Genomic DNA, 21353 nt, shown 5'->3' with positions numbered 1-21353 from the left:
CTTCGCGGGCTTGCCCGCTCCCACAGAGACTCGCATCAACCTCGGCGATTAGCCCTTCCCTTCCAGAATCGCGGCATACCCTTCCTTGTAACTCGGATACACCGGTACCCACCCCAACGCCCGCGCCCGGGCATTGCTGCAGCGTTTGCTGCCAGTACGCCGCACCCGCTGCTCATCAGACCACTCGGTAACCCCCATGTACGCCCTCAGCCAAGCCACCACATCGGCCAGCGGTGCCGGGTCGTCATCGACGCCAATGTAATAGTCGTCCAGCGCCTTGCCGTCGGCATCGGCCTGCAGCAGGTGGGCCAAAAGGCTGGCAGCATCCTCAGCATGAATACGGTTGCCATACAGCGGCGGCTCCTCGGCGACGCGGTAACCCTGGCGCGCCTGGCTCAGCAGCCACTCGCGGCCTGGGCCATAGATGCCGGTCAGACGCACCACGCTTGCCGGAATGCCGCTGGCCAGCGCCAGCTGCTCGGCCTCCAGCATCACCCGCCCGGAATAACCTTCAGGCTCGGTGGCTGCACCTTCTTCGATCCATTCACCGTCTTTTTGGGCATACACGCTGCTGCTCGATACAAACAGCAGGCGACGCGGGCGCTGGCCTCGCTCGGCCAGCCACGCCAGCACATGGCGCAAGCCGTCGACGTAGGCCGCCTGGTAACCCGCCTCGTCGTGCTGGCTGGCCGCCACGCAGTACACCAGGTAGTCCAGCGAGCCCTGCGGCCAGGCTTGCGGAATTGCAGGTTCCGCCAGGTCGGCGGCAACCGGTGCAATACCCGCAGGCAGTTGCCCGACAGAACGGCGCAGGCCGCTTACCTGCCAGCCTTTGGCCAGCATCTGCTTGGCAAAACGCCCGCCTACATCACCACATCCCACCACCATCACGGATAGGTCTGACATCACAAAACTCCCTAGACCAATTGATCAGCCCGGCCACGCTACACGATGGGCGGCTAGACCATAGGCGAAAAAAGCAACAAGATTACTTTTGTTAACAAGAATTACTTGCAATAATGGCGACCAATTTGTTCTCGGCCTATCTCGAGGCCTTGGAGAACGTCCACTTTTTCTTCATCAGGTCCGGCCAGCATGACACGTACTCAACCTTCCGCTTCGCCAACCCCGTCGCGCGCCTGGCGCGCCATCGCCGCGCTGACACTCAGCCTGGTGCTGGCCCCGGTGGCCATGGCCGATGAGCCAACCGCCAATGCCGCTACACCAGCCGCTGCTTCCGCTCCGGCTGCTAAAGCTGCCCCGGCGGCACCGGCTGTGGAAGGCCAGGCTCCCGCTGGCGAAGTACAAGCTGCCGCCCCGGCAGATTCGCAGGTTGTGGGTGATCCCGCTACCGATGCACTGGTTGAAGACACGTCCCTGGGCATGGCCCACGACCTGTCCCCGTGGGGCATGTACAAAAACGCCGACATCGTGGTGAAGATCGTCATGATCGGCCTGGCTATCGCCTCCATCATCACCTGGACCATCTGGATCGCCAAAGGCTTCGAGCTGATGGGCGCCAAACGTCGCCTGCGTGGTGAAATCGCCCAGCTGAAGAAGTCCACCACCCTGAAAGAAGCCAGCGAAGTCTCCAAAAAGGAAGGCACCCTGGCCCACACGTTGGTTCACGACGCCCTCGAAGAGATGCGCCTGTCGGCCAATGCCCGCGAAAAAGAAGGCATCAAGGAGCGCGTCAGCTTCCGTCTGGAGCGCCTGGTGCACGCCAGCGGCCGTACCATGAGCAGCGGCACCGGCGTACTGGCAACCATCGGTTCCACCGCGCCGTTCGTAGGTCTGTTCGGTACTGTATGGGGCATCATGAACAGCTTCATCGGCATCGCCAAGACCCAGACCACCAACCTGGCCGTGGTCGCCCCCGGCATCGCCGAAGCCCTGCTGGCCACCGCCCTGGGCCTGGTCGCAGCAATCCCGGCCGTGGTCATCTACAACGTCTTCGCCCGCTCCATCGCCGGCTACAAGGCCCAGGTGTCCGACGCCTCCGCCCAGGTACTGCTGCTGGTCAGCCGTGACCTGGACCACCAGGGCAGCGAGCGCGCCGCCCCGCACATGGTGAAAGTGGGGTAAGCCATGGGCCTGCATCTCAACGAAGGTGGCGACGACCTCGCCGAAAACCACGAAATCAACGTTACGCCGTTCATCGACGTGATGCTGGTGCTGCTGATCATCTTCATGGTCGCAGCCCCCTTGGCCACGGTCGACATCAAGGTCGACCTGCCGGCCTCAACCGCCAAACCGGCGCCGAGGCCTGAAAAACCGGTGTTCGTCAGCGTCAAGGCCGACCAGAAGCTGTACGTCGGCGACGATCAGGTTGCTGCACCCGACCAGCTTGGCCCGATGCTCGATGCCAAGACCAAGGGTGACAAGGAAACCACCATCTTCTTCCAGGCTGACAAAGGCGTGGATTACGGTGACTTGATGGAAGTGATGAACAACATGCGCGCGGCCGGCTACCTCAAGGTCGGTCTGGTAGGTCTCGAGACGGCAGCCAAGAAATGACAAAAACGCGCTCTAACATGGCGCGCTACGGTGGCAGCCTGGCGATCGTGCTGGGCGTGCACGTGGTCGCCGTGCTGCTGACGCTCAACTGGTCGGTGCCCCAGGCCATCGAACTGCCACCGGCAGCCATGATGGTCGAGCTGGCGCCATTGCCGGAGCCTGCGCCACCACCGCCCCCGAAAGCGGCGCCGCAGCCACCGGCACCGGTCGAGGAACCGCCGCTGCCGAAGCTGGCCGAGGCACCCAAGCCCAAGATCGCCATTCCCAAGCCGCCCAAGCCGAAGGCCAAGCCACAGCCGCCCAAGCCCGAGAAAAAGCCTGAGCCGCCGAAGGAAGCACCACCGACCGAACAAACGGTAGACGCACCGCCCAGCAACACGCCGCCGCAGAAGTCCGCGGCACCGGCGCCGAGCATTGCGTCCAACAGCAACGCCCTGCCGACCTGGCAGAGCGACCTGCTGCGTCACCTGGCCAAGTACAAGCGTTACCCGGAAGACGCGCGCCGTCGCGGTCTGCAGGGCATCAACCGCCTGCGCTTCGTGGTCGACGCCGAAGGCAAGGTGGTGTCGTACTCCATGGCTGGTGGCTCGGGTAGCGCCGCACTGGACCGGGCGACGCTGGAAATGATCCGTCGGGCCGGCACTGTACCCAAGCCGCCACCCGAGTTGCTGAACAATGGCACGATCGAAGTCGTGGCACCGTTCGTCTACTCGCTGGACCGCCGCTGAGACTTTTGTTTCTGTCACAAATCGGCAAGTCTGATAACGTGCGTCTATCGATTGCAGCCGCTATGCTGGGCCCGCAACTTCATGGACGCACGTTATGACCCTCACAGAATTACGCTACATCGTCACACTCGCCCAGGAACAGCACTTCGGCCATGCCGCCGAACGCTGCCACGTGAGCCAGCCGACCCTGTCGGTCGGTGTGAAGAAGCTCGAGGATGAGCTTGGCGTTCTGATCTTCGAACGCAGCAAGAGCGCGGTGCGCCTGACCCCGGTCGGCGAAAGCATCGTCGCCCAGGCGCAGAAGGTACTGGAGCAGGCCCAAGGCATTCGCGAACTGGCCCAGGCCGGCAAGAACCAGCTGACCGCCCCGCTCAAGGTCGGTGCCATCTACACCGTCGGCCCCTACCTGTTCCCGCACCTGATTCCGCAACTGCACCGCGTAGCGCCGCAGATGCCCCTGTACATCGAAGAAAACTTCACCCACGTACTGCGCGAAAAGCTGCGCAATGGCGAACTGGACGCGGTGATCATCGCCCTGCCGTTCAACGAAGCCGACGTGCTGACCCTGCCGCTGTACGATGAGCCGTTCTGCGCCCTGATGCCGGCCGACCACCCGTGGACGGCGAAAAAGACCATCGACACCGCCATGCTCAACGACAAGAGCCTGTTGCTGCTGGGTGAGGGCCACTGCTTCCGCGATCAGGTACTGGAAGCCTGCCCGACCCTGAACAAGGGCGGTGAAGGTTCCAAGCACACCACGGTCGAGTCCAGCTCGCTGGAAACCATCCGCCATATGGTGGCATCAGGCCTTGGCGTTTCGATCCTGCCGCTGTCGGCGGTGCACAGCCACCACTACGCCCCTGGCATCATCGAGGTCCGCCCGCTGACGGCGCCGGCGCCGTTCCGCACCGTGGCCATCGCCTGGCGTGCCAGCTTCCCGCGGCCGAAGGCCATCGAGATCCTCGCAGATTCGATCCGCCTGTGCTCGGTCGCCAAAGCCCCTGCGGAACAACCGGCCTGAGTCATGAGTGAGCTGTCGAAGGTCCCGGTCACGGTACTCAAGGGTGTTGGCGAGGCCATGGCGGAAAAACTCGCCAAGGTCGGCCTGGAGAACCTGCAGGATGTGCTGTTCCACCTGCCCCTGCGCTACCAGGACCGCACCCGCGTGGTGCCGATTGGCCAATTGCGCCCCGGCCAGGATGCCGTGATCGAGGGCGTGGTCAGCGGCGCCGACGTGACCATGGGCAAGCGACGTAGCCTGGTGGTGCGACTGGGAGATGGCAGTGGCGTGCTGAGCCTGCGCTTCTACCACTTCAGCAACGCACAGAAAGAAAGCCTGAAACGCGGCACCCACTTGCGCTGCTACGGCGAAGCCCGCCCCGGCGCTTCGGGCCTGGAAATCTACCACCCGGAATACCGTGCACTGAATGGCGACGAACCACCGCCCCCGGTCGAGCAGACGCTGACACCGATCTACCCGTCCACCGAAGGCCTCACCCAGCAACGCCTGCGCCTGTTGTGTCAGCAGAGCCTGGGCCTGCTTGGCCCGCGCAGCCTGCCTGACTGGCTGCCTGACGAGCTGGCCCGGGACTACCAACTGGCGCCGCTGGACGATGCCATCCGCTACCTGCACAACCCGCCGGCCGATGCCGACCTCGACGAGCTCGCCGAAGGCCAGCACTGGGCCCAGCACCGCCTGGCCTTCGAAGAACTGCTGACCCACCAGCTGTCGCAGCAACGCCTGCGCGAAAGCCTGCGTAGCCTGCGCGCACCGGTACTGCCCAAGGCCAAGCGTCTGCAAGCGCAGTACCTGGCCAACCTGGGCTTCCAGCCGACTGGCGCGCAGCAGCGGGTGGCCAACGAAATTGCCTATGACCTCAGCCAGCACGAGCCGATGATGCGCCTGGTGCAGGGCGATGTGGGGGCAGGCAAGACCGTGGTCGCCGCGCTGGCCGCGCTGCAGGCGTTGGAAGCCGGCTATCAGGTGGCCTTGATGGCACCCACCGAGATCCTCGCCGAACAGCACTACATCACCTTCAAGCGCTGGCTCGAACCACTGGGCATCGAAGTGGCCTGGCTGGCCGGCAAGCTCAAGGGCAAGGCCCGGGCAGCTTCCCTGGAACAGATCGCCAACGGCGCACCGATGGTGGTCGGCACCCACGCGCTGTTTCAGGAAGAGGTGAAGTTCAAGCACCTGGCCCTGGCGATCATCGATGAACAGCACCGTTTTGGCGTGCAGCAACGCCTGGCCCTGCGCAAGAAGGGCGTGGCCGGCGAGCTGTGCCCGCACCAGTTGATCATGACCGCCACGCCTATTCCGCGCACCTTGGCGATGAGCGCCTACGCCGACCTGGACACCTCGGTACTCGACGAGCTGCCGCCTGGGCGCACCCCGGTGAACACCGTGCTGGTAGCCGATAGCCGCCGCTTCGAAGTGGTCGAACGGGTACGCGCCGCCTGCGCCGAGGGCCGCCAGGCTTACTGGGTTTGCACCCTCATCGAAGAGTCTGAAGAGCTGACCTGCCAGGCGGCCGAAAGCACGTATGAAGAACTTGGCAGCGCCTTGGGCGAACTGCGTGTGGGCCTGATCCACGGTCGCATGAAGCCTGCGGAGAAAGCCGAGATCATGGCGCAGTTCAAGGCCGGTGAATTGCAGTTGCTGGTTGCGACCACGGTCATCGAGGTAGGCGTGGACGTGCCCAACGCCAGCCTGATGATCATCGAAAACCCCGAGCGCCTTGGCTTGGCCCAGTTGCACCAGCTGCGCGGCCGGGTTGGCCGGGGCAGTGCCGTGAGCCATTGCGTGCTGCTGTACCACCCGCCACTGTCGCAGATCGGCCGCGAGCGCCTGGGGATCATGCGCGAGACCAACGACGGCTTCATCATCGCCGAAAAGGACCTGGAGCTGCGCGGCCCGGGCGAGATGCTGGGGACCCGCCAGACCGGCCTGCTACAGTTCAAGGTCGCCGACCTGATGCGTGACGCCGACCTGTTGCCAGCGGTGCGCGACGCCGCCCAGGCCCTGATCGCGCGCTGGCCGGAACATGTCAGCCCGTTGCTCGACCGCTGGCTGCGTCATGGCCAGCAATATGGGCAAGTGTGACGCCAGTCCCAGAATGGATCCAGATTTGCTCGCAGGCTGGTTATACTTCGCGTTTAAAAGAATCAGTGGATACGGACCATGACTGAAGTTGCCCTGGACACCGCAACCCCACACGCACCCTCTGTCATCAGGCTGCTGCTCGACAAGGTCGGCGTCGCCTACCGCGAGGTGGCCGAGCACCCGCACCTTCCTGCGACTTCGCGGGTGCAAGCAGTGCTTCTCGACGACGAGGTCGGCGCCCTCATGGTGCTGTTCCCGCAGAGCCAACTGCTGGACCTCAACCGCCTGGCCGAACTGACCGGGCGCAAGCTTACCGCCGTGTCGGTGCCGCGCTTGAAGCAGATGCTCGACAAACACCAGCTCAAGGCCCTGCCAGGCATTCCGGCGCTCACCAGCTCACCGTGCCAGTACGAGAAGAGCCTGCTCGACGCCGAAACCGTCTATATCCAGTCGGGCGAAACCGGCCTGCTGCTGGAAATCGAACGCGCGCACTTCAAGCGCATGCTGGCCAAAGCCAGCGCCAGCAGCTTCGGTCAGGAAATCGAGGCCATCAGCCCCAACCTCGACCGCCCCGATGACGACACCCGGGAAATCACCAATGCCGTGCAGGCCTTCACGGCCCGACGCATCCAGAAGCGCCTGGAAGAAACCATCGAGATCCCACCGCTGGCCGATACCGCGCAAAAGATCATCAAGCTGCGGGTAGACCCCAACGCCAGCATCGATGACATCACCGGCGTGGTCGAAACCGACCCGGCGCTGGCGGCCCAGGTGGTGAGCTGGGCGGCTTCGCCGTACTACGCCTCACCCGGCAAGATCCGCTCGGTGGAAGATGCCATCGTGCGCGTGCTGGGCTTCGATCTGGTGATCAACCTGGCCTTGGGCCTGGCGCTGGGCAAGACGTTGAGCCTGCCTAAAGACCACCCGCAGCAGGCCACACCGTACTGGCAGCAGTCGATCTACACCGCCGCAATCATCGAAGGCCTGACCCGTGCCATGCCGAGGGCAGAACGCCCCGAGGCCGGGCTAACCTACCTGGCCGGGCTGCTGCACAACTTCGGCTACCTGCTACTGGCGCACGTGTTCCCACCGCACTTCTCGCTGATTTGCCGCCATCTGGAGGTGAACCCGCACCTGAACCACACCTACGTGGAACAGCACCTGCTGGGCATCAGCCGCGAACAGATCGGCGCTTGGCTGATGAAGTTGTGGGACATGCCGGAAGAACTGTCGACCGCGCTGCGTTTCCAGCACGACCCGGCCTATGACGGCGAGTACTCGGCATTCCCCAACCTGGTGTGCCTGGCCACCCGGCTGCTGCGCTCGCGAGGCATTGGTTCGGGGCCGATGGAGGAGATCCCTGACGAGTTGCTGGAGCGCCTGGAGATTACCCGGGACAAGGCGGAAGATGTGGTGAACAAAGTGCTCGAGGCCGAGAACCTGTTGCGCGAACTGGCTTCGCAGTTTCACGCACCGCATTGATTTTTCTGGGGCTGCTTTGCAGCCCCGGCAATTTCAGCCTTTCTTCTTCGGCTTCAGGTACTTCATCAACCCCTGGAACCACATCACCAACGCCGGATTGCCCTTGATCTGGATGTGCTTGTCCTGAATCCCCTGCATGAACGCCAATTGCTTGTTACCCGCCTGCATCGTGGCAAAGCCATAGGCCGCGTCCTTGAAGGCAATGGCGAAGGCAGGCTGCGGGTGTGCGCCGCCCTTGCTGCTGATGCGTTCGTTATTGACGATGAAGTGCCGGGCGACCTTGCCGTCCAAGGTCTGCATCTGGAACACCAGGTCCTTGCCCTTGAGCTGCTGCTGGAATGCCGGGTTGTTACGGCTGGCCCTGGCCATCAACAGCCCCATGGCCCAGAGAAGAAAGCGGAACTTCATCAACGCGCCTCGAATGAAAAGTGACTGAGGCGCGCAGTCTATACTTTTCCAGAACTATTTATGCAAGTTCGAAACATTTTGCCTACAGAAAGCACAACGGGCGCCCTGAGGCGCCCGCTTGGCTGACACTGGGTTTGTCAGAAGGCGATCACTTGCCTTTTTTGGCCGGCTTGACCGGGGTGTTGACGCTGTCGCGCAGGTTTTTGCCTGGCTTGAACGCCACGGTGTTGCTGGCTTTGATCTTGACCGGCTCACCGGTTTGCGGGTTCTTGCCGGTACGCGCGCCGCGATGACGTTTTTCAAAAGTGCCGAAACCGACCAGGGTCACGGTGTCCTTGTCCAGGGCGCCGGTGATGCTGTCGAGAATCGCGTTCAAAACCTGATTGGCCTTTTCCTTGGTCAGATCGGCCTTATCGGCGATGACGGCGGCGAGTTCTGGTTTGCGCATAGTGAAGCCTCTTTGACGGAATTCTTGTTGTTATGCCGTGCTGCCTTTGGGAGCAGCGCTCAAGGCACCGCAGGCTCTAATCTGCGGCAGACGGAAGTGAGAATGGCACGAGCTCCGGGGACGCGCCAGTATCTGGGCGGCCATTGTGTGGGCAACAACAGGATAAAACCGACAGAACACCCTCTATTTACGCCATTAGGGCTGGCAACTGACGATTCAGCGCCAGCTTCTCCATCACCGCTTTCCCGGTCAGGGCGTAGCCCAGCAAGTTGCCGTCTGGGCCGTGGCAGAGCACCTTGAGGTCACTGCCCTGACCATCCACCTGCCAAGTGCCTTCGTGGCCCATGGGCGGCGGCGAAACCACCAGCGGGCAGGCCGGGGTTTTTACCGTGACCGGCATCGGCCCATACGCGACCGCCGTCGGCTTGCCGGCCAGGGTTTGCGCCAGCGCCCGGGCACAGCTCATCAGTGGCATCACGTAGAGCAGGTTGATGCCATCGACCTCGGCACAGTCGCCGAGGGCGAAGATGTTGGCGTGGGATGTACGTAACTCGCGGTCTACGCTGACGCCACGGTTGGTCTGCAAGCCGGCTGCGGCAGCCAGGTCGGTGCGCGGGCGAAGGCCGATGGCCGAAACCACCAGGTCGCAGGCGATCACGCTGCCATCCGACAGGTGCGCCTCCAGGCCTTGGGGCACCTGCTGCAAGCGGGTCAACACCGGGCCCAGGTGGAAGCACACCCCCAAGCCCTCCAGCCCGGCTTGCACAGCCGCCGCAGCGGCCGGGTGCAGCAGGGTCGGCATCACTTGCTCACATGGCGCCACTACCTCCACCTGGAAGCCACCCAGGCTCAGGTCGTTGGCGAACTCGCAGCCGATCAGGCCGGCACCGAGAATCAGCACGCGCTGCTTGCCGACAGCGGCAGCACGGAAGCGCGCGTAGTCTTCGAGGTCGTTGATCGGGAATACCAGATGGCCGCCGTCGCCTTCTATCGGCACCTGCACGGTCTGCGCCCCCCAGGCCAGCACCAGGTCGCGGTACTCCACGGCCTCTTCGCCGATCCACAGGCGCTTGTGGCCTGGGTCGATGCCGCTGATACGGGTATGGGTGCGGATCTCGGCATTCAGCTGTTCGGCCATTGCGCCTGGCTCGGCCATGACCAGGCCGTCGGCGTCTTTCTGCTTGGCAAAGCCCATGGAGAGCATGGGCTTGGAGTAGGAACGACCATCGTCGGCGGTGATCAGCAGCAACGGCGTCTGCGTATCGAGCTTGCGAAATTCACGCGCCAGGTTGTAACCCGCAAGGCCGGTACCGATGATTACCACAGGGGACGTCATGTCGTGCTTTCCTCGGTTAGCCGATGAAGATCATTTCAAAGTCGCTTTTGCCAACCCCACAGTCAGGGCACAGCCAGTCTTCAGGCACATCTTCCCAACGGGTGCCGGGGGCGATGCCGTCGTCGGGCCAGCCTTCGGCTTCGTCGTAGATCAGGCCACAGACAATACATTGCCACTTTTTCATCAGGTCTTTTTCCTTGGTGGAACTCAGGCTTTATCGGGCCGGTAGCTGGCCCTGTTTCATGCATTATGCAAGCAGTCAGGGCAATCATGCTAAGCTCGCCGCCTCTCTGGTTGTAACAAGCAGACCGACGTGTCGTACGAATCCCCGCAAGCAGCCGCTGTCGCGTGGCTGCCGTATTCACAGCTGGCGACCGGCATCGACCAGCCCACCCTTGACTGGCTGTTCGACGAGGGCTCGCTGACCCGCCGCCTGACCCGCCTCTCCAACGATCACTTTTCCGTCACCCCGCTGTTCGAGGGCTGGCAGCCACTGCGCGATGACGAATGCCAGGCGCTGGGCATTGCCGCTGGCGCCGAAGGCTGGGTGCGCGAGGTGTACCTGCGTGGCCATGGCCAACCTTGGGTGTTCGCCCGCAGCGTCGCCAGCCGCAGCGCCCTGGAGCGCGGCGGGCTGGACCTGGAAACCCTGGGCAGCCGCTCGCTAGGCGAATTGCTGTTCTGCGACCAGGCGTTCATCCGCCACCCGATTGAAGTGTGCAGTTATCCACAGGCCTGGCTGCCGACCGAAGCCACCCGCGCAGCACTGTGGGGCCGCCGCTCGCGCTTCGAACGGGGCGGCCTGGAGCTGTTGGTGGCAGAAGTGTTCCTGCCGGCATTGTGGCAAGCGGCCAAGGAGGACAACCGCTGATGTACCTGCAACTGCTCAAGTCGCTCAACCGCCTGCACCCGCGGGCCTGGGACTTCGTCCAGCTCAGCCGCATGGACCGGCCGATCGGTATCTACCTGCTGCTGTGGCCAACCCTGTCGGCGGTATGGATTGCCGGCAACGGTTCACCTACCGTGGCCAATGTGCTGATCTTCGGCCTTGGCGTGGTGCTGATGCGCGCTGCGGGCTGCTGCATCAACGATTTCGCCGACCGTAAGGTGGATGGCCACGTCAAGCGCACTGCCGACCGGCCTCTGGCCAGTGGTCGAGTACGGCCACGCGAAGCGCTGGCGCTGTTCGCCATCCTGGTCGGGGTGAGCTTCCTGCTGGTGCTGTGCACCAACAGCCGCACGGTATGGCTGTCGTTCGGCGCGGTGGCGCTGGCGTTCTGTTACCCGTTCATGAAGCGCTACACCTATTACCCGCAGGTGGTGCTGGGGGCGGCGTACTCCTGGGGCATTCCCATGGCGTTCACGGCAGCGGGTGGCGAACTGCCGGCCAGCGCGTGGCTGCTGTATATCGCCAACCTGCTGTGGACGGTGGGTTATGACACCTACTACGCCATGGTCGACCGCGATGACGACCTGAAGATCGGTGTGAAGTCGACCGCGATCCTGTTTGGCGACGCCGACCGCACCATTATCCTGACCTTGCAGCTGCTGTCGCTGGGCTGCCTGTTGCTGGCAGGCAGCCGCTTCGACCTGGGGGGCTGGTTCCACCTGGGACTGCTGGGTGCGGCAGCGTGCTTTGCGTGGGAGTACTGGTCGACGCGCAAGCTGGACCGGGAGTCGTGCTTCAAGGCGTTTCTGCACAACCACTGGGCGGGGATGCTGGTGTTCATTGGCGTAGTGTTGGATTACGCGTTGCGCTGAATATGTCGGGGCCGCGAAGCGGCCCCGACAATCTCAAGGCTTGGCGACGTGCCAGACGTCCTTCACGCCATCACCGGTCATGTCACCGGCCTTCTTGTCCTTGACGAAGGTGTACAGCGGCTTGCCGTCGTAGGCCCACTGCATCGAACCGTCATCACGCTTGATCTGCGTCCACTTGCCCTCGGCCTTTTCGCCATCCATCACCTTCAACGGCGGCCAGTTGGTGGCGCAATCGCCATTGCACATCGACTTGCCTCCCGCATCCTTGTCAAAGGTGTACAGGGTCATGCCGGCATGATCGACCCACATGCCGTCCTTCTCCATGGCATGTTGGGCCGACGCCACCCCCGGGAGCGCCAGCGCAGCGAAAAGGGCCATCCAGCTCAGCGTTTGTCGTGTCATTGGATTCACCATTATTTCGGGGGGATTGAGTTCGAGTCGCCGCAACTGCGGCCCTCTCAAGCCTAGTTCAGTCACGGAATGTCGCCAGAACGGCCAACACCCTGTCACACAGCTGCAATAATTCCGTTATCTAATGCGGGCCAAGACACCGTATCCAGGAGAGGTTTGAGCATGGTAGGCAGGAACATTCTGATCGTCGACGACGAAGCGCCCATTCGCGAGATGATCGCCGTTGCCCTGGAAATGGCCGGCTATGACTGCCTGGAAGCGGAAAACTCCCAACAGGCCCATGCGATCATCGTCGACCGCAAACCGGACCTGATCCTGCTCGACTGGATGCTGCCAGGCACCTCCGGCATCGAGCTGGCCCGCCGCCTCAAGCGCGACGAGCTGACCGGCGACATCCCGATCATCATGCTTACCGCCAAGGGTGAAGAGGACAACAAGATCCAGGGCCTGGAAGTGGGTGCCGACGATTACATCACCAAGCCGTTCTCGCCGCGTGAGCTGGTGGCGCGCCTGAAAGCCGTGTTGCGCCGTACCGGTCCGAGCGACAGCGAGGCGCCGATCGAAGTTGGCGGCCTGCTGCTGGACCCGATCAGCCACCGCGTCACCATCGACGGCAAGCCGGCCGAGATGGGCCCGACCGAATACCGCCTGCTGCAGTTCTTCATGACCCACCAGGAGCGTGCCTACACCCGCGGCCAGTTGCTGGATCAGGTATGGGGCGGCAACGTCTATGTCGAGGAACGCACGGTCGACGTGCACATCCGTCGCCTGCGCAAGGCGCTGGGTGAAGCCTATGAAAATCTGGTACAAACCGTCCGGGGCACTGGCTACCGCTTCTCGACCAAGAGCTGATCGAGTTCAAAAGCGCCACGCTGCACGTTGTTGTACAAGGACCGTCAATTGAACCAAAACTGGCACGCGACCCTGATTCGCCATCTGCTGTTGCTGATTACCGTCTGCCTGATCGGCGGGCTGGCCAGCGGCTACTATGGCTGGAGCCTGGCCATTGGCCTGGCCCTCTACCTGGGCTGGACCCTCAAGCAACTGCTGCGCCTGCACGACTGGCTGCGCAATCACCAACCCGATGAGGCACCGCCCGATGGTTACGGCCTCTGGGGCGAGGTGTTCGACAGCATCTACCACCTGCAACGCCGCGACCAGCGCGTGCGTGGCCGCCTGCAGGCCGTGATCGACCGGGTACAGGAGTCCACCGCCGCGCTGCGCGACGCCGTGATCATGCTCGACAGCGATGGCAACCTGGAGTGGTGGAACCGCGCCGCCGAGACCCTGCTGGGCTTCAAAACCCCACAGGACGGCGGCCAGCAGGTAACCAACCTGGTGCGTCACCCGCGCTTCAAGGAATACTTCGAAGCGGAGAATTACCTCGAACCGCTGGAAATCCCCTCGCCCATCAACGACCGCATGCGCGTGCAACTGCACATCACCCGCTACGGCAACAACGAACACCTGATGCTGGTGCGCGATGTCACCCGCATTCACCAGCTGGAGCAGATGCGCAAGGACTTCGTCGCCAACGTGTCGCACGAGCTGCGCACGCCGCTGACGGTCATCACCGGCTACCTGGAAACCTTGCTGGACAACGTCGAGGACGTGAACCCGCGCTGGAGCCGCGCCCTGCAGCAGATGAGCCAGCAAGGCTCACGCATGCAAACGCTGCTCAACGACCTGCTGCTGCTGGCCAAGCTGGAAGCCACCGATTATCCGTCGGACAACCAGCCGGTGGCCATCGATGCCCTGCTCACCGCCATCAAGAATGACGCCCAGGCTCTGTCCGGGCCACGCAACCAGCGCATCAGCCTGGAAGCTGCGCCCGGCGTCAAACTGAAGGGCAGCGAGTCGGAGCTGCGCAGCGCCTTTTCCAACCTGGTATTCAACGCCGTCAAGTACACCCAGGACGAAGGCAACATCCGCATCCGCTGGTGGGTCGATGCCCAGGGTGCGCATTTGTCGGTGCAAGACTCGGGGGTGGGCATTGACGCGAAGCACTTGCCCCGCCTGACCGAACGCTTCTATCGGGTGGACTCCAGCCGCGCGTCGAATACCGGTGGCACCGGGCTGGGGCTGGCGATTGTGAAGCATGTGCTGATGCGCCATCGCGGCAAGCTGGAAATCAGCAGTGTGCCGGGGCATGGCAGTACCTTTACCTGTCACTTTGCGCCGGCACAATTGGCCAACGGCGAGGTTTGATATTGGGGCTGCGGTGCAGCCCTTCGCGGGCGCGCCCGCTCCCACAGCGACCGCAATAAATCCGCCACCCTTTGCTTTTACGGCTCCAGCCGCTACATTGGATCCCCTGTGCCAGCAAAAGCTGGCACTTTTTTTCTCTCTATCTCTAAGACGGACCCCGTAAAAACTCCATCATGGACCCTTCCCCTGGTATCAGCCTCACCTCGTTATTCGCCGATTTCGGCATGATCATCTTTGCCTTCCTGCTGGTGCTGCTCAACGGCTTCTTCGTTGCCGCCGAGTTCGCCATGGTCAAGCTGCGCGCCACCCGCGTCGAGGCCATCGCCGAGCAGCACGGCTGGCGCGGTAACATCCTGCGCAAGGTTCACAATCAGCTCGACGCCTACCTGTCAGCCTGCCAGTTGGGCATTACCCTCGCCTCGCTGGGCCTGGGCTGGGTCGGTGAACCGGCGTTTGCCCACCTGCTCGAGCCGCTGCTGGCGTACTTCGGGGTCGACTCGCCCGAGCTGATCAAAGGCGTCTCGTTCTTCGTCGCCTTCTTCGTCATCTCGTACCTGCACATCGTGGTCGGCGAGCTGGCGCCCAAGTCCTGGGCCATCCGCAAGCCAGAGCTGCTGTCGCTGTGGACCGCGGTGCCGCTGTACCTGTTCTACTGGGCAATGTACCCAGCCATCTACCTGCTCAATGCCAGCGCCAACACCATTTTGCGTATTGCCGGCCAAGGCGAGCCTGGCCCGCACCACGAGCACCATTACAGCCGTGAAGAGCTGAAGCTGATCCTGCACTCCAGCCGTGGTCAGGACCCAAGCGACCAGGGTATGCGCGTACTGGCGTCGGCCGTGGAAATGGGCGAGCTGGAGGTGGTCGACTGGGCCAACTCGCGTGAGGACATGGTCAGCATCGACGCCCATGCGCCGTTGAAGCAGATCCTGGCCCTGGTGCGCCGCCACAAGTTCAGCCGCTATCCGGTGTATGACGCCGAGCGCGAAGAGTTCACCGGCCTGCTGCACATCAAGGACCTGCTGCTGGAGCTGGCCGAGCTGGAGCACTTGCCCGAAACCATCGACCTGGAAGACCTTGCCCGCCCCCTGGAGCGCGTGTCGCGGCACATGCCGCTGGCCCAGTTGCTGGAGCAGTTCCGCAAGGGCGGCGCGCACTTCGTGCTGGTGGAGGAAGCCGACGGCAAGGTTATCGGCTACCTGACCATGGAAGACGTGCTGGAAGTGCTGGTAGGCGATATCCAGGACGAGCACCGCAAGACCGAACGCGGCATCCTCGCTTACCAGCCAGGCAAACTGCTGGTACGCGGCGACACACCGCTGTTCAAAGTCGAGCGCCTGCTGGGGGTCGACCTCGACCACATCGAGGCAGAGACCCTGGCCGGGCTGGTCTACGAAACGCTCAAGCGCGTGCCTGAAGAAGAGGAAGTGCTTGAGGTCGAGGGGCTGCGCATCATCATCAAGAAGATGAAAGGGCCCAAGATCGTGCTGGCCAAGGTGCTGAAGCTGGACTGATGACGATATCGGTCAGGGGTTGCCGGCAGTGAAGTCCGGTAACCCGCTGATCGGCCTGTCGAACCGGTAAGGTATCGACTCCAGCGCCAGCCCCACATTGCGCTGCACCACGAAATGCAGGTGCGGCCCGGTGCTGTTGCCAGTATTGCCCGACTTGGCCAGTACCTGCCCCTGCCGTACCCGCTGCCCCTGCGCCACCACCACTGAACCGCGCATCAGGTGCAAGTACACGCCCATGGTGCCGTCCGGGTGCAGGATCCTGACGAAATTCCCTGAAGGGTTGGTTCCCCGCCCGCTCTGGGTGTTTTCCGTCTTCACCACCACGCCTTCGCGCGCCGCAATGATGGTGGTGCCTTCAGGCATGGCGATGTCCATGGCGTAGCGCCCCTTTGGCCCAAAGTGGCTGACACGCCCGTTAGGGCCCTGAGTGACGCGGAACGGCCCGCCAATCCAAGGGAATGTGTAACGGAAGCCCTGTGGCCGCATGCCCGGGTCCCCCATGGCCTGCAGCAGGGTCGAGCGGTAGTTCAGCAGCAGCCCGGGGCGCCCCCGGAGCACACTGAGCATTTGCGTGGTACGCGGCGGCAGCAAGCGGCGCACGATGCGCGGAGCATCACCGCCTTGCGCGTTCACCAGATTGTCCAGTCGCAACTCGACCTCCACGGGTACATGCAGTTCGTTGCGCGCCGAAAAGCTCACGCCACCGTCGAAGGTCCTGGCGTTCAACAGCACCTGGCCCTCCAGCGTTTCGACCATGGGCTCGCGCAGCACCAAGGGCTTGGCGCCCGGGCCTGGCCGGTCGGAATAGGAGACCACACCGGAATCGTCGGTGATCTTGTAGAGGGTCACACCCAGGCTCGACGCCGAGACCATGAGCAATGCACAGAACAGCAGCAGGCGCGTGGGCATGATGGTGGCTTTTTGACAGTTTTGATGTCTCGAAGCCTAGCAGCGGGTTTTGCGGCGGGTATTGCAGTTGGTCGGATGGCGCAGGAGCAGCACTGTGCTGCCCCTGCTTTGGCGTCAAGCGCCGGGGGTGAAATGCTTCTGTGCAGTGCCACGGGCAATCAAGCGCGACAGGTAATCGAGCTTCTGGGCGTCCTGATCGACGAACTTGAAGGTCAACTGCAGCCAGTCGCTGTCGGGCTTGGGCTCCAATGCCGCGACAGCATGCAGGTAGCCGTTCAACCGCGCGACTTCAGCGCTCTCACCCTGCTCCAGGTCCAGCACCGCACCTTCCAGCACCTGCGGCAGCGCTTCGCTGCGGCGTACCACCAGCAAGGCCTCCTTCAAGCTCAGTGCCTTGATCACACAGGGCTGCATGCCGCTGGCCAGTCGCAACTGGCCCTGGCCACGCCCGGTCGGTGCGGGGGCAGGTGGCGTGGGGGCTGCGGCAAATGGCTTGATGGCAGCCGGGGCCGGTGCGGGGGCCGACACCTTGGCCGCTTCTGGTTTGCCCCCTGTCAGGGCACTCAGCGAATCATTGGCAAACGCCGAATTCACCCGCGCCGGGCCGCTGGCCATCAGGCTGTCGAGCTTGCCGATCTTGGTCAGGGCCTTTTTTACCTTGGTCAGCAGTTGCTCGTTGGTGAACGGCTTGCCGACAAAATCGGAAACACCCGCCTGGATCGCCTGAATGACGTTTTCCTTGTCGCCACGGCTGGTCACCATGATGAACTGCAGGTTTTTCAGCGCAGGCTGCTGGCGGCACCAGGTAAGCAGTTCCAGGCCCGACATTTCCGGCATTTCCCAGTCGCACAGGACCAGGTCGAACGCTTCCTTGTCCAGCATGGCCATGGCCTTGCGACCGTTGACCGCGTCGTCGATGGCCATGCCCGGGAAGGCACTGCGCAGGCATTTGCGGACCAGGTCACGGATAAACGGCGCGTCATCCACGACCAGCACATTCACTTTACTCATCGATACTCCTTCTGAACCCCGACTAGCCTACTGCCAAATAATGGCCATTTGCTACAACCTGGTCACGCCGGGACTTCTTCACATCGTTCGCGGGTGCCTGCAGGCGCTCGACCGCAAACGAAAACGCCCGGCCAAGGCCGGGCGTCGATGCTCGGGAGCAACCTTAGTTATCGTCAGATTCGCCCGAAACATTAGCCTTTTCGCCATCAGCGACAGCTGTGCCCTGCACTTCTGCTGTCATGCGCTTGAGGCCCATGTGACGTACGTCGGTGCCGCGCACCAGGTAGATCACCAGCTCGGAGATGTTGCGCGCATGGTCGCCAATTCGCTCCAGCGAGCGCAGAACCCAGATCACGCTCAGCACCCGCGAAATAGAGCGCGGGTCTTCCATCATGTAGGTCACCAGCTCGCGCAGCGCGGTCTTGTATTCACGGTCGATGGTTTTGTCGTACTGAGCCACCGACAACGCCAGGTCGGCGTCGAAGCGGGCAAAGGCGTCCAGTGCATCACGGACCATGTTGCGCACCTGGTCACCAATATGACGAACCTCGACGTAGCCACGCGGCGACTCACCTTCTTCGCACAGCTGGATGGCGCGACGGGCGATCTTGGTCGACTCGTCACCAATACGCTCCAGGTCGATCACCGACTTGGAGATGCTGATGATCAGGCGCAGGTCCGAGGCGGCCGGCTGGCGGCGGGCAAGGATACGCAGGCACTCCTCATCGATGTTGCGCTCCATCTGGTTGATCTGCTCGTCAACCTCGCGCACTTGCTGGGCCAGGCCAGAATCGGCTTCGATCAGCGCGGTGACCGCGTCGTTGACCTGCTTTTCAACCAGCCCGCCCATGGCCAGCAGGTGGCTGCGCACCTCTTCGAGCTCGGCGTTGAACTGCTGGGAAATGTGGTGCGTAAGGCTTTCTTTGTTGATCATCGTTTTGTCCTTTGGTAACGCAGCCCTGTAGGAGGCCAGGTGCTCATCACGAGCGCCGCTTAACCGTAGCGACCGGTGATGTAGTCTTCGGTCTGCTTCTTCGCCGGGTTGGTGAACAGGGTGTCGGTATCCCCGAATTCGACCAGTTTGCCCATGTACATGAACGCGGTGTAATCCGAAACACGGGCCGCCTGCTGCATGTTGTGGGTCACGATGACGATGGTGTACTTGGATTTCAATTCGTAGATCAGCTCTTCGACCTTCAGGGTCGAAATCGGGTCCAGCGCCGAGCACGGTTCGTCGAGCAGCAGCACTTCCGGCTCCACGGCGATGGTGCGGGCGATGACCAGACGCTGTTGCTGGCCACCGGACAGGCCCAGCGCCGACTCATGCAGGCGGTCCTTGACCTCGTCCCACAGGGCTGCGCCCTTCAGCGCCCACTCGACGGCTTCGTCGAGCACACGCTTCTTGTTGATGCCCTGGATACGCAGGCCGTAGACCACGTTCTCGTAGATGGTCTTGGGGAACGGGTTGGGCTTCTGGAACACCATGCCCACACGGCGGCGCAGCTCGGCCACGTCCTCGCCCTTGCGGTAGATGTTGTTGCCGTACAGGTTGATGGCGCCTTCCACGCGGCAGCCGTCAACCAGGTCGTTCATGCGGTTGAAGGTGCGCAGCAGGGTAGACTTGCCGCAGCCGGACGGGCCGATGAAGGCGGTCACGCGTTGCTTGGGGATGTTCATGCTGACGTCGAACAACGCCTGCTTGTCGCCGTAGAACAGGCTCAGGCCAGGTACTTCGATGGCCACGGTTTCTTCGGCCAGGCGCAGGCTCTGCTTGTTGCGGCCCAGGGCAGACATGTCGATGCCGTGGGTATGGGAATCTTGCTGCATGGTCTACTCCATACGCTATCAATTCGTTTCAAAGGGCCGCCCGGCTGGTGGGCGGCACGCTTGCAATCAGGGTCAGCTGTCGAGGGCCTTGTACTTCTCGCGCAGGTGGTTACGGATCCACACGGCCGAGAGGTTGAGGGTCGCGATCACCAGCACCAGCAACAGCGCAGTGGCATACACCAGCGGCCGCGCGGCCTCGACGTTCGGGCTCTGGAAGCCGACGTCATAGATGTGGAAGCCCAGGTGCATGATCTTCTGATCCAGGTGCAGGTACGGGTAGTTACCGTCCACCGGCAGCGACGGCGCCAGCTTCACCACACCCACCAGCATCAGCGGCGCGACTTCACCAGCGGCGCGGGCCACGGCGAGGATCATGCCGGTCATCATGGCCGGGCTGGCCATGGGCAAGACGATCTTCCACAGCGTTTCGGCCTTGGTCGCGCCCAGGGCCAGCGAGCCTTCGCGCACGGTACGCGGAATACGCGCCAAGCCTTCTTCGGTGGCCACGATCACCACCGGCACGGCCAGCAGTGCCAGGGTCAGCGATGCCCACAGCAGGCCCGGGGTACCCAGGGTCGGTGCCGGCAGCGCTTCAGGGAAGAACAGGCGGTCGATCGAGCCACCCAGCACGTAGACGAAGAAGCCCAGGCCAAACACGCCGTAGACGATCGCCGGCACGCCGGCCAGGTTGTTCACGGCAATGCGGATCAGCCGTGTCACCGGCCCCTGCCTGGCGTACTCACGCAGGTAGACCGCAGCCAGCACGCCGAACGGGGTGACGATCACGGCCATGATCAGGGTCATCATCACGGTGCCGAAAATGGCCGGGAAGATACCGCCCTCGGTGTTGGCTTCACGCGGGTCGTCGCTGAGGAACTCCCAGACCTTGGCGAAGTAGGTACCCAGCTTGGTGAAGCCGGACATGCCGTTCGGCTGGATGGCATGCACCACCTTACTCAGGTTGATTTCCACTTCACGGCCGTTGCCATCGCGGGCCACCAGGCTGTCGCGGGCAAAGGCCTGGTGCAGGCCGGTCAGGCGGTCTTCGATGGCCTTGTAGCGGCTGTTCAGCTCGGCGCGGTCGGCGTCCATGTCGGCCTGGGCAGCGGCGTCCAGCTTGCCGTCCAGCTCCAGCTTGCGGGCCTGCAGGCGCAGGCGCTCAAGGCCATGGTTGATGGCGCCGATGTCCTTCTTCTCAAGCTGCTGCAACTCGCCGTTGAGCTGGTTGGCGCGCTTGAGGCGGGCCTGCAGTTCGTGCCAGGCGGCAGGGCCTTCGGCCACCACGCGCCCTTCTTCCTTGACGCTGACCAGGTAGCCGTAGAAGTTGCCCCACTCGCGGCGTTCCAGGGCGATCAGGTCGGCCGGGCGTTTTTCGTCAACCAGCCAGTCGCCGACCACCCAGGTAAAGTCGCTGCCATTGAGGTCGCGGTTACCAATCTTGATCAGTTCACGGGTCATGAACTCCGGGCCCTGGTCTGGTACCGGCAGGCCGGCACCCTTCAGGCGGGCGCGTGGCACTTCTTCCTTTTGTACCACTTCGCCGATGACGACGTGGTCAGCCTGGCCCGGCACCTTGTAGGTGGCCTGTACAAGATCGGCCGGCCAGAAGTGGCCCAGGCCGCGCACGGCAATCACCGCCAGCAGGCCGACGGTCATGATCACCGCCATGGCCACCGCGCCGCCGCTCATC

Annotated in this window: 22 protein-coding genes; 11 read left to right on the top strand and 11 right to left on the bottom strand. The window is 63.1% G+C overall.

Annotated features, from left to right (window positions below; translation table 11 throughout):
• Positions 1–48: 48 nt before the first annotated feature.
• Positions 49–906, bottom strand: a complete 858-nt coding sequence (locus D906_RS05875; protein ID WP_027614808.1) for an SDR family oxidoreductase — start codon at positions 904–906, stop codon at positions 49–51.
• 189 nt (positions 907–1095) lie between these two features.
• On the opposite strand from D906_RS05875, the gene exbB reads away from it, so the two are divergent.
• The 6 genes from exbB to D906_RS05845 all read left to right on the top strand — a co-directional run bounded on the left by exbB (position 1096) and on the right by D906_RS05845 (position 7830).
• Positions 1096–2085: a tonB-system energizer ExbB gene (gene exbB / locus D906_RS05870; RefSeq protein WP_019096642.1), complete on the top strand. Its 990-nt coding sequence runs from the start codon at positions 1096–1098 to the stop codon at positions 2083–2085.
• Between the two features lie 3 nt (positions 2086–2088).
• Positions 2089–2517, top strand: a complete 429-nt coding sequence (gene exbD, locus D906_RS05865; protein ID WP_003253367.1) for a TonB system transport protein ExbD — start codon at positions 2089–2091, stop codon at positions 2515–2517.
• Positions 2514–3245 carry an energy transducer TonB gene (locus D906_RS05860; RefSeq protein WP_016489831.1) on the top strand — a complete coding sequence of 244 codons (732 nt, stop codon included), beginning with the start codon at positions 2514–2516 and terminating at the stop codon, positions 3243–3245. The genes exbD and D906_RS05860 overlap by 4 nt, the downstream gene beginning before the upstream one ends.
• 94 nt (positions 3246–3339) lie before the next feature.
• Positions 3340–4266 (top strand): hydrogen peroxide-inducible genes activator, encoded by a 927-nt coding sequence (locus tag D906_RS05855; protein WP_016712714.1) that lies wholly within the window; start codon positions 3340–3342, stop codon positions 4264–4266.
• 3 nt (positions 4267–4269) lie between these two features.
• A complete protein-coding gene (recG, locus tag D906_RS05850) occupies positions 4270–6348 on the top strand; it encodes an ATP-dependent DNA helicase RecG (protein ID WP_019096641.1) in 2079 nt (692 codons plus the stop codon).
• A gap of 78 nt (positions 6349–6426) precedes the next feature.
• On the top strand, positions 6427–7830 hold the full coding sequence (locus D906_RS05845) for an aminoacyl-tRNA deacylase and HDOD domain-containing protein (protein ID WP_019096640.1): 1404 nt from the start codon (positions 6427–6429) through the stop codon (positions 7828–7830).
• Between the two features lie 33 nt (positions 7831–7863).
• On the opposite strand, the gene D906_RS05840 is transcribed toward D906_RS05845, so the two are convergent.
• The 4 genes from D906_RS05840 to rubA all read right to left on the bottom strand — a co-directional run bounded on the left by D906_RS05840 (position 7864) and on the right by rubA (position 10206).
• The gene (locus tag D906_RS05840; protein ID WP_010955807.1) at positions 7864–8238 is read right to left on the bottom strand and encodes an SCP2 sterol-binding domain-containing protein; all 375 of its coding nucleotides are present in this window, start codon (positions 8236–8238) and stop codon (positions 7864–7866) included.
• Between the two features lie 148 nt (positions 8239–8386).
• Positions 8387–8686: an HU family DNA-binding protein gene (locus D906_RS05835; protein ID WP_027609974.1), complete on the bottom strand. Its 300-nt coding sequence runs from the start codon at positions 8684–8686 to the stop codon at positions 8387–8389.
• Between the two features lie 187 nt (positions 8687–8873).
• A complete protein-coding gene (locus D906_RS05830) occupies positions 8874–10022 on the bottom strand; it encodes an NAD(P)/FAD-dependent oxidoreductase (protein ID WP_027614807.1) in 1149 nt (382 codons plus the stop codon).
• Between the two features lie 16 nt (positions 10023–10038).
• Positions 10039–10206, bottom strand: coding sequence for a rubredoxin RubA (gene rubA, locus D906_RS05825; protein ID WP_019096637.1), 168 nt, complete (start codon positions 10204–10206; stop codon positions 10039–10041).
• A gap of 129 nt (positions 10207–10335) precedes the next feature.
• Here rubA and D906_RS05820 point away from each other — a divergent pair, with 129 nt between their 5' ends.
• Both D906_RS05820 and ubiA read left to right on the top strand, forming a co-directional pair.
• On the top strand, positions 10336–10893 hold the full coding sequence (locus D906_RS05820; protein WP_019096636.1) for a chorismate lyase: 558 nt from the start codon (positions 10336–10338) through the stop codon (positions 10891–10893).
• Positions 10893–11783: a 4-hydroxybenzoate octaprenyltransferase gene (gene ubiA / locus D906_RS05815; protein WP_016712720.1), complete on the top strand. Its 891-nt coding sequence runs from the start codon at positions 10893–10895 to the stop codon at positions 11781–11783. The genes D906_RS05820 and ubiA overlap by 1 nt, the downstream gene beginning before the upstream one ends.
• Before the next feature lie 33 nt (positions 11784–11816).
• Here ubiA and D906_RS05810 read toward each other — a convergent pair whose 3' ends face one another.
• Positions 11817–12185, bottom strand: coding sequence for a hypothetical protein (locus D906_RS05810; RefSeq protein WP_016712721.1), 369 nt, complete (start codon positions 12183–12185; stop codon positions 11817–11819).
• Between the two features lie 171 nt (positions 12186–12356).
• Between D906_RS05810 and phoB the strand changes: the two genes are divergently transcribed.
• The 3 genes from phoB (at position 12357) to D906_RS05795 (ending at position 15916) form a co-directional block, all read left to right on the top strand.
• Entirely contained in the window at positions 12357–13046 is a 690-nt protein-coding gene (phoB, locus tag D906_RS05805) for a phosphate regulon transcriptional regulator PhoB (protein WP_003253341.1), read from the top strand.
• 48 nt (positions 13047–13094) lie between these two features.
• Entirely contained in the window at positions 13095–14402 is a 1308-nt protein-coding gene (phoR, locus tag D906_RS05800; RefSeq protein ID WP_019096633.1) for a phosphate regulon sensor histidine kinase PhoR, read from the top strand.
• A gap of 173 nt (positions 14403–14575) precedes the next feature.
• Positions 14576–15916 (top strand): hemolysin family protein, encoded by a 1341-nt coding sequence (locus tag D906_RS05795; protein WP_016712723.1) that lies wholly within the window; start codon positions 14576–14578, stop codon positions 15914–15916.
• A gap of 12 nt (positions 15917–15928) precedes the next feature.
• On the opposite strand, the gene D906_RS05790 is transcribed toward D906_RS05795, so the two are convergent.
• The 5 genes from D906_RS05790 to pstA all read right to left on the bottom strand — a co-directional run bounded on the left by D906_RS05790 (position 15929) and on the right by pstA (position 21352).
• On the bottom strand, positions 15929–16825 hold the full coding sequence (locus D906_RS05790) for a M23 family metallopeptidase (RefSeq protein WP_019096632.1): 897 nt from the start codon (positions 16823–16825) through the stop codon (positions 15929–15931).
• A 114-nt stretch (positions 16826–16939) separates the two neighbouring features.
• Positions 16940–17836, bottom strand: coding sequence for a response regulator (locus D906_RS05785; protein ID WP_027614806.1), 897 nt, complete (start codon positions 17834–17836; stop codon positions 16940–16942).
• 163 nt (positions 17837–17999) lie between these two features.
• A complete protein-coding gene (gene phoU, locus D906_RS05780; RefSeq protein WP_019096631.1) occupies positions 18000–18770 on the bottom strand; it encodes a phosphate signaling complex protein PhoU in 771 nt (256 codons plus the stop codon).
• A gap of 59 nt (positions 18771–18829) precedes the next feature.
• On the bottom strand, positions 18830–19663 hold the full coding sequence (gene pstB / locus D906_RS05775; protein ID WP_012274853.1) for a phosphate ABC transporter ATP-binding protein PstB: 834 nt from the start codon (positions 19661–19663) through the stop codon (positions 18830–18832).
• Between the two features lie 72 nt (positions 19664–19735).
• Positions 19736–21352, bottom strand: coding sequence for a phosphate ABC transporter permease PstA (gene pstA, locus D906_RS05770; protein ID WP_156866896.1), 1617 nt, complete (start codon positions 21350–21352; stop codon positions 19736–19738).
• Position 21353: the final 1 nt, after the last annotated feature.

It is taken from the genome of Pseudomonas sp. LAIL14HWK12:I1 (genome assembly GCF_003202095.1).
GTDB lineage: Bacteria > Pseudomonadota > Gammaproteobacteria > Pseudomonadales > Pseudomonadaceae > Aquipseudomonas > Aquipseudomonas monteilii.
The sequence above is the reverse complement of the archived record's forward strand: the minus strand, read 5'-3'. Positions and strand labels throughout refer to the sequence as shown.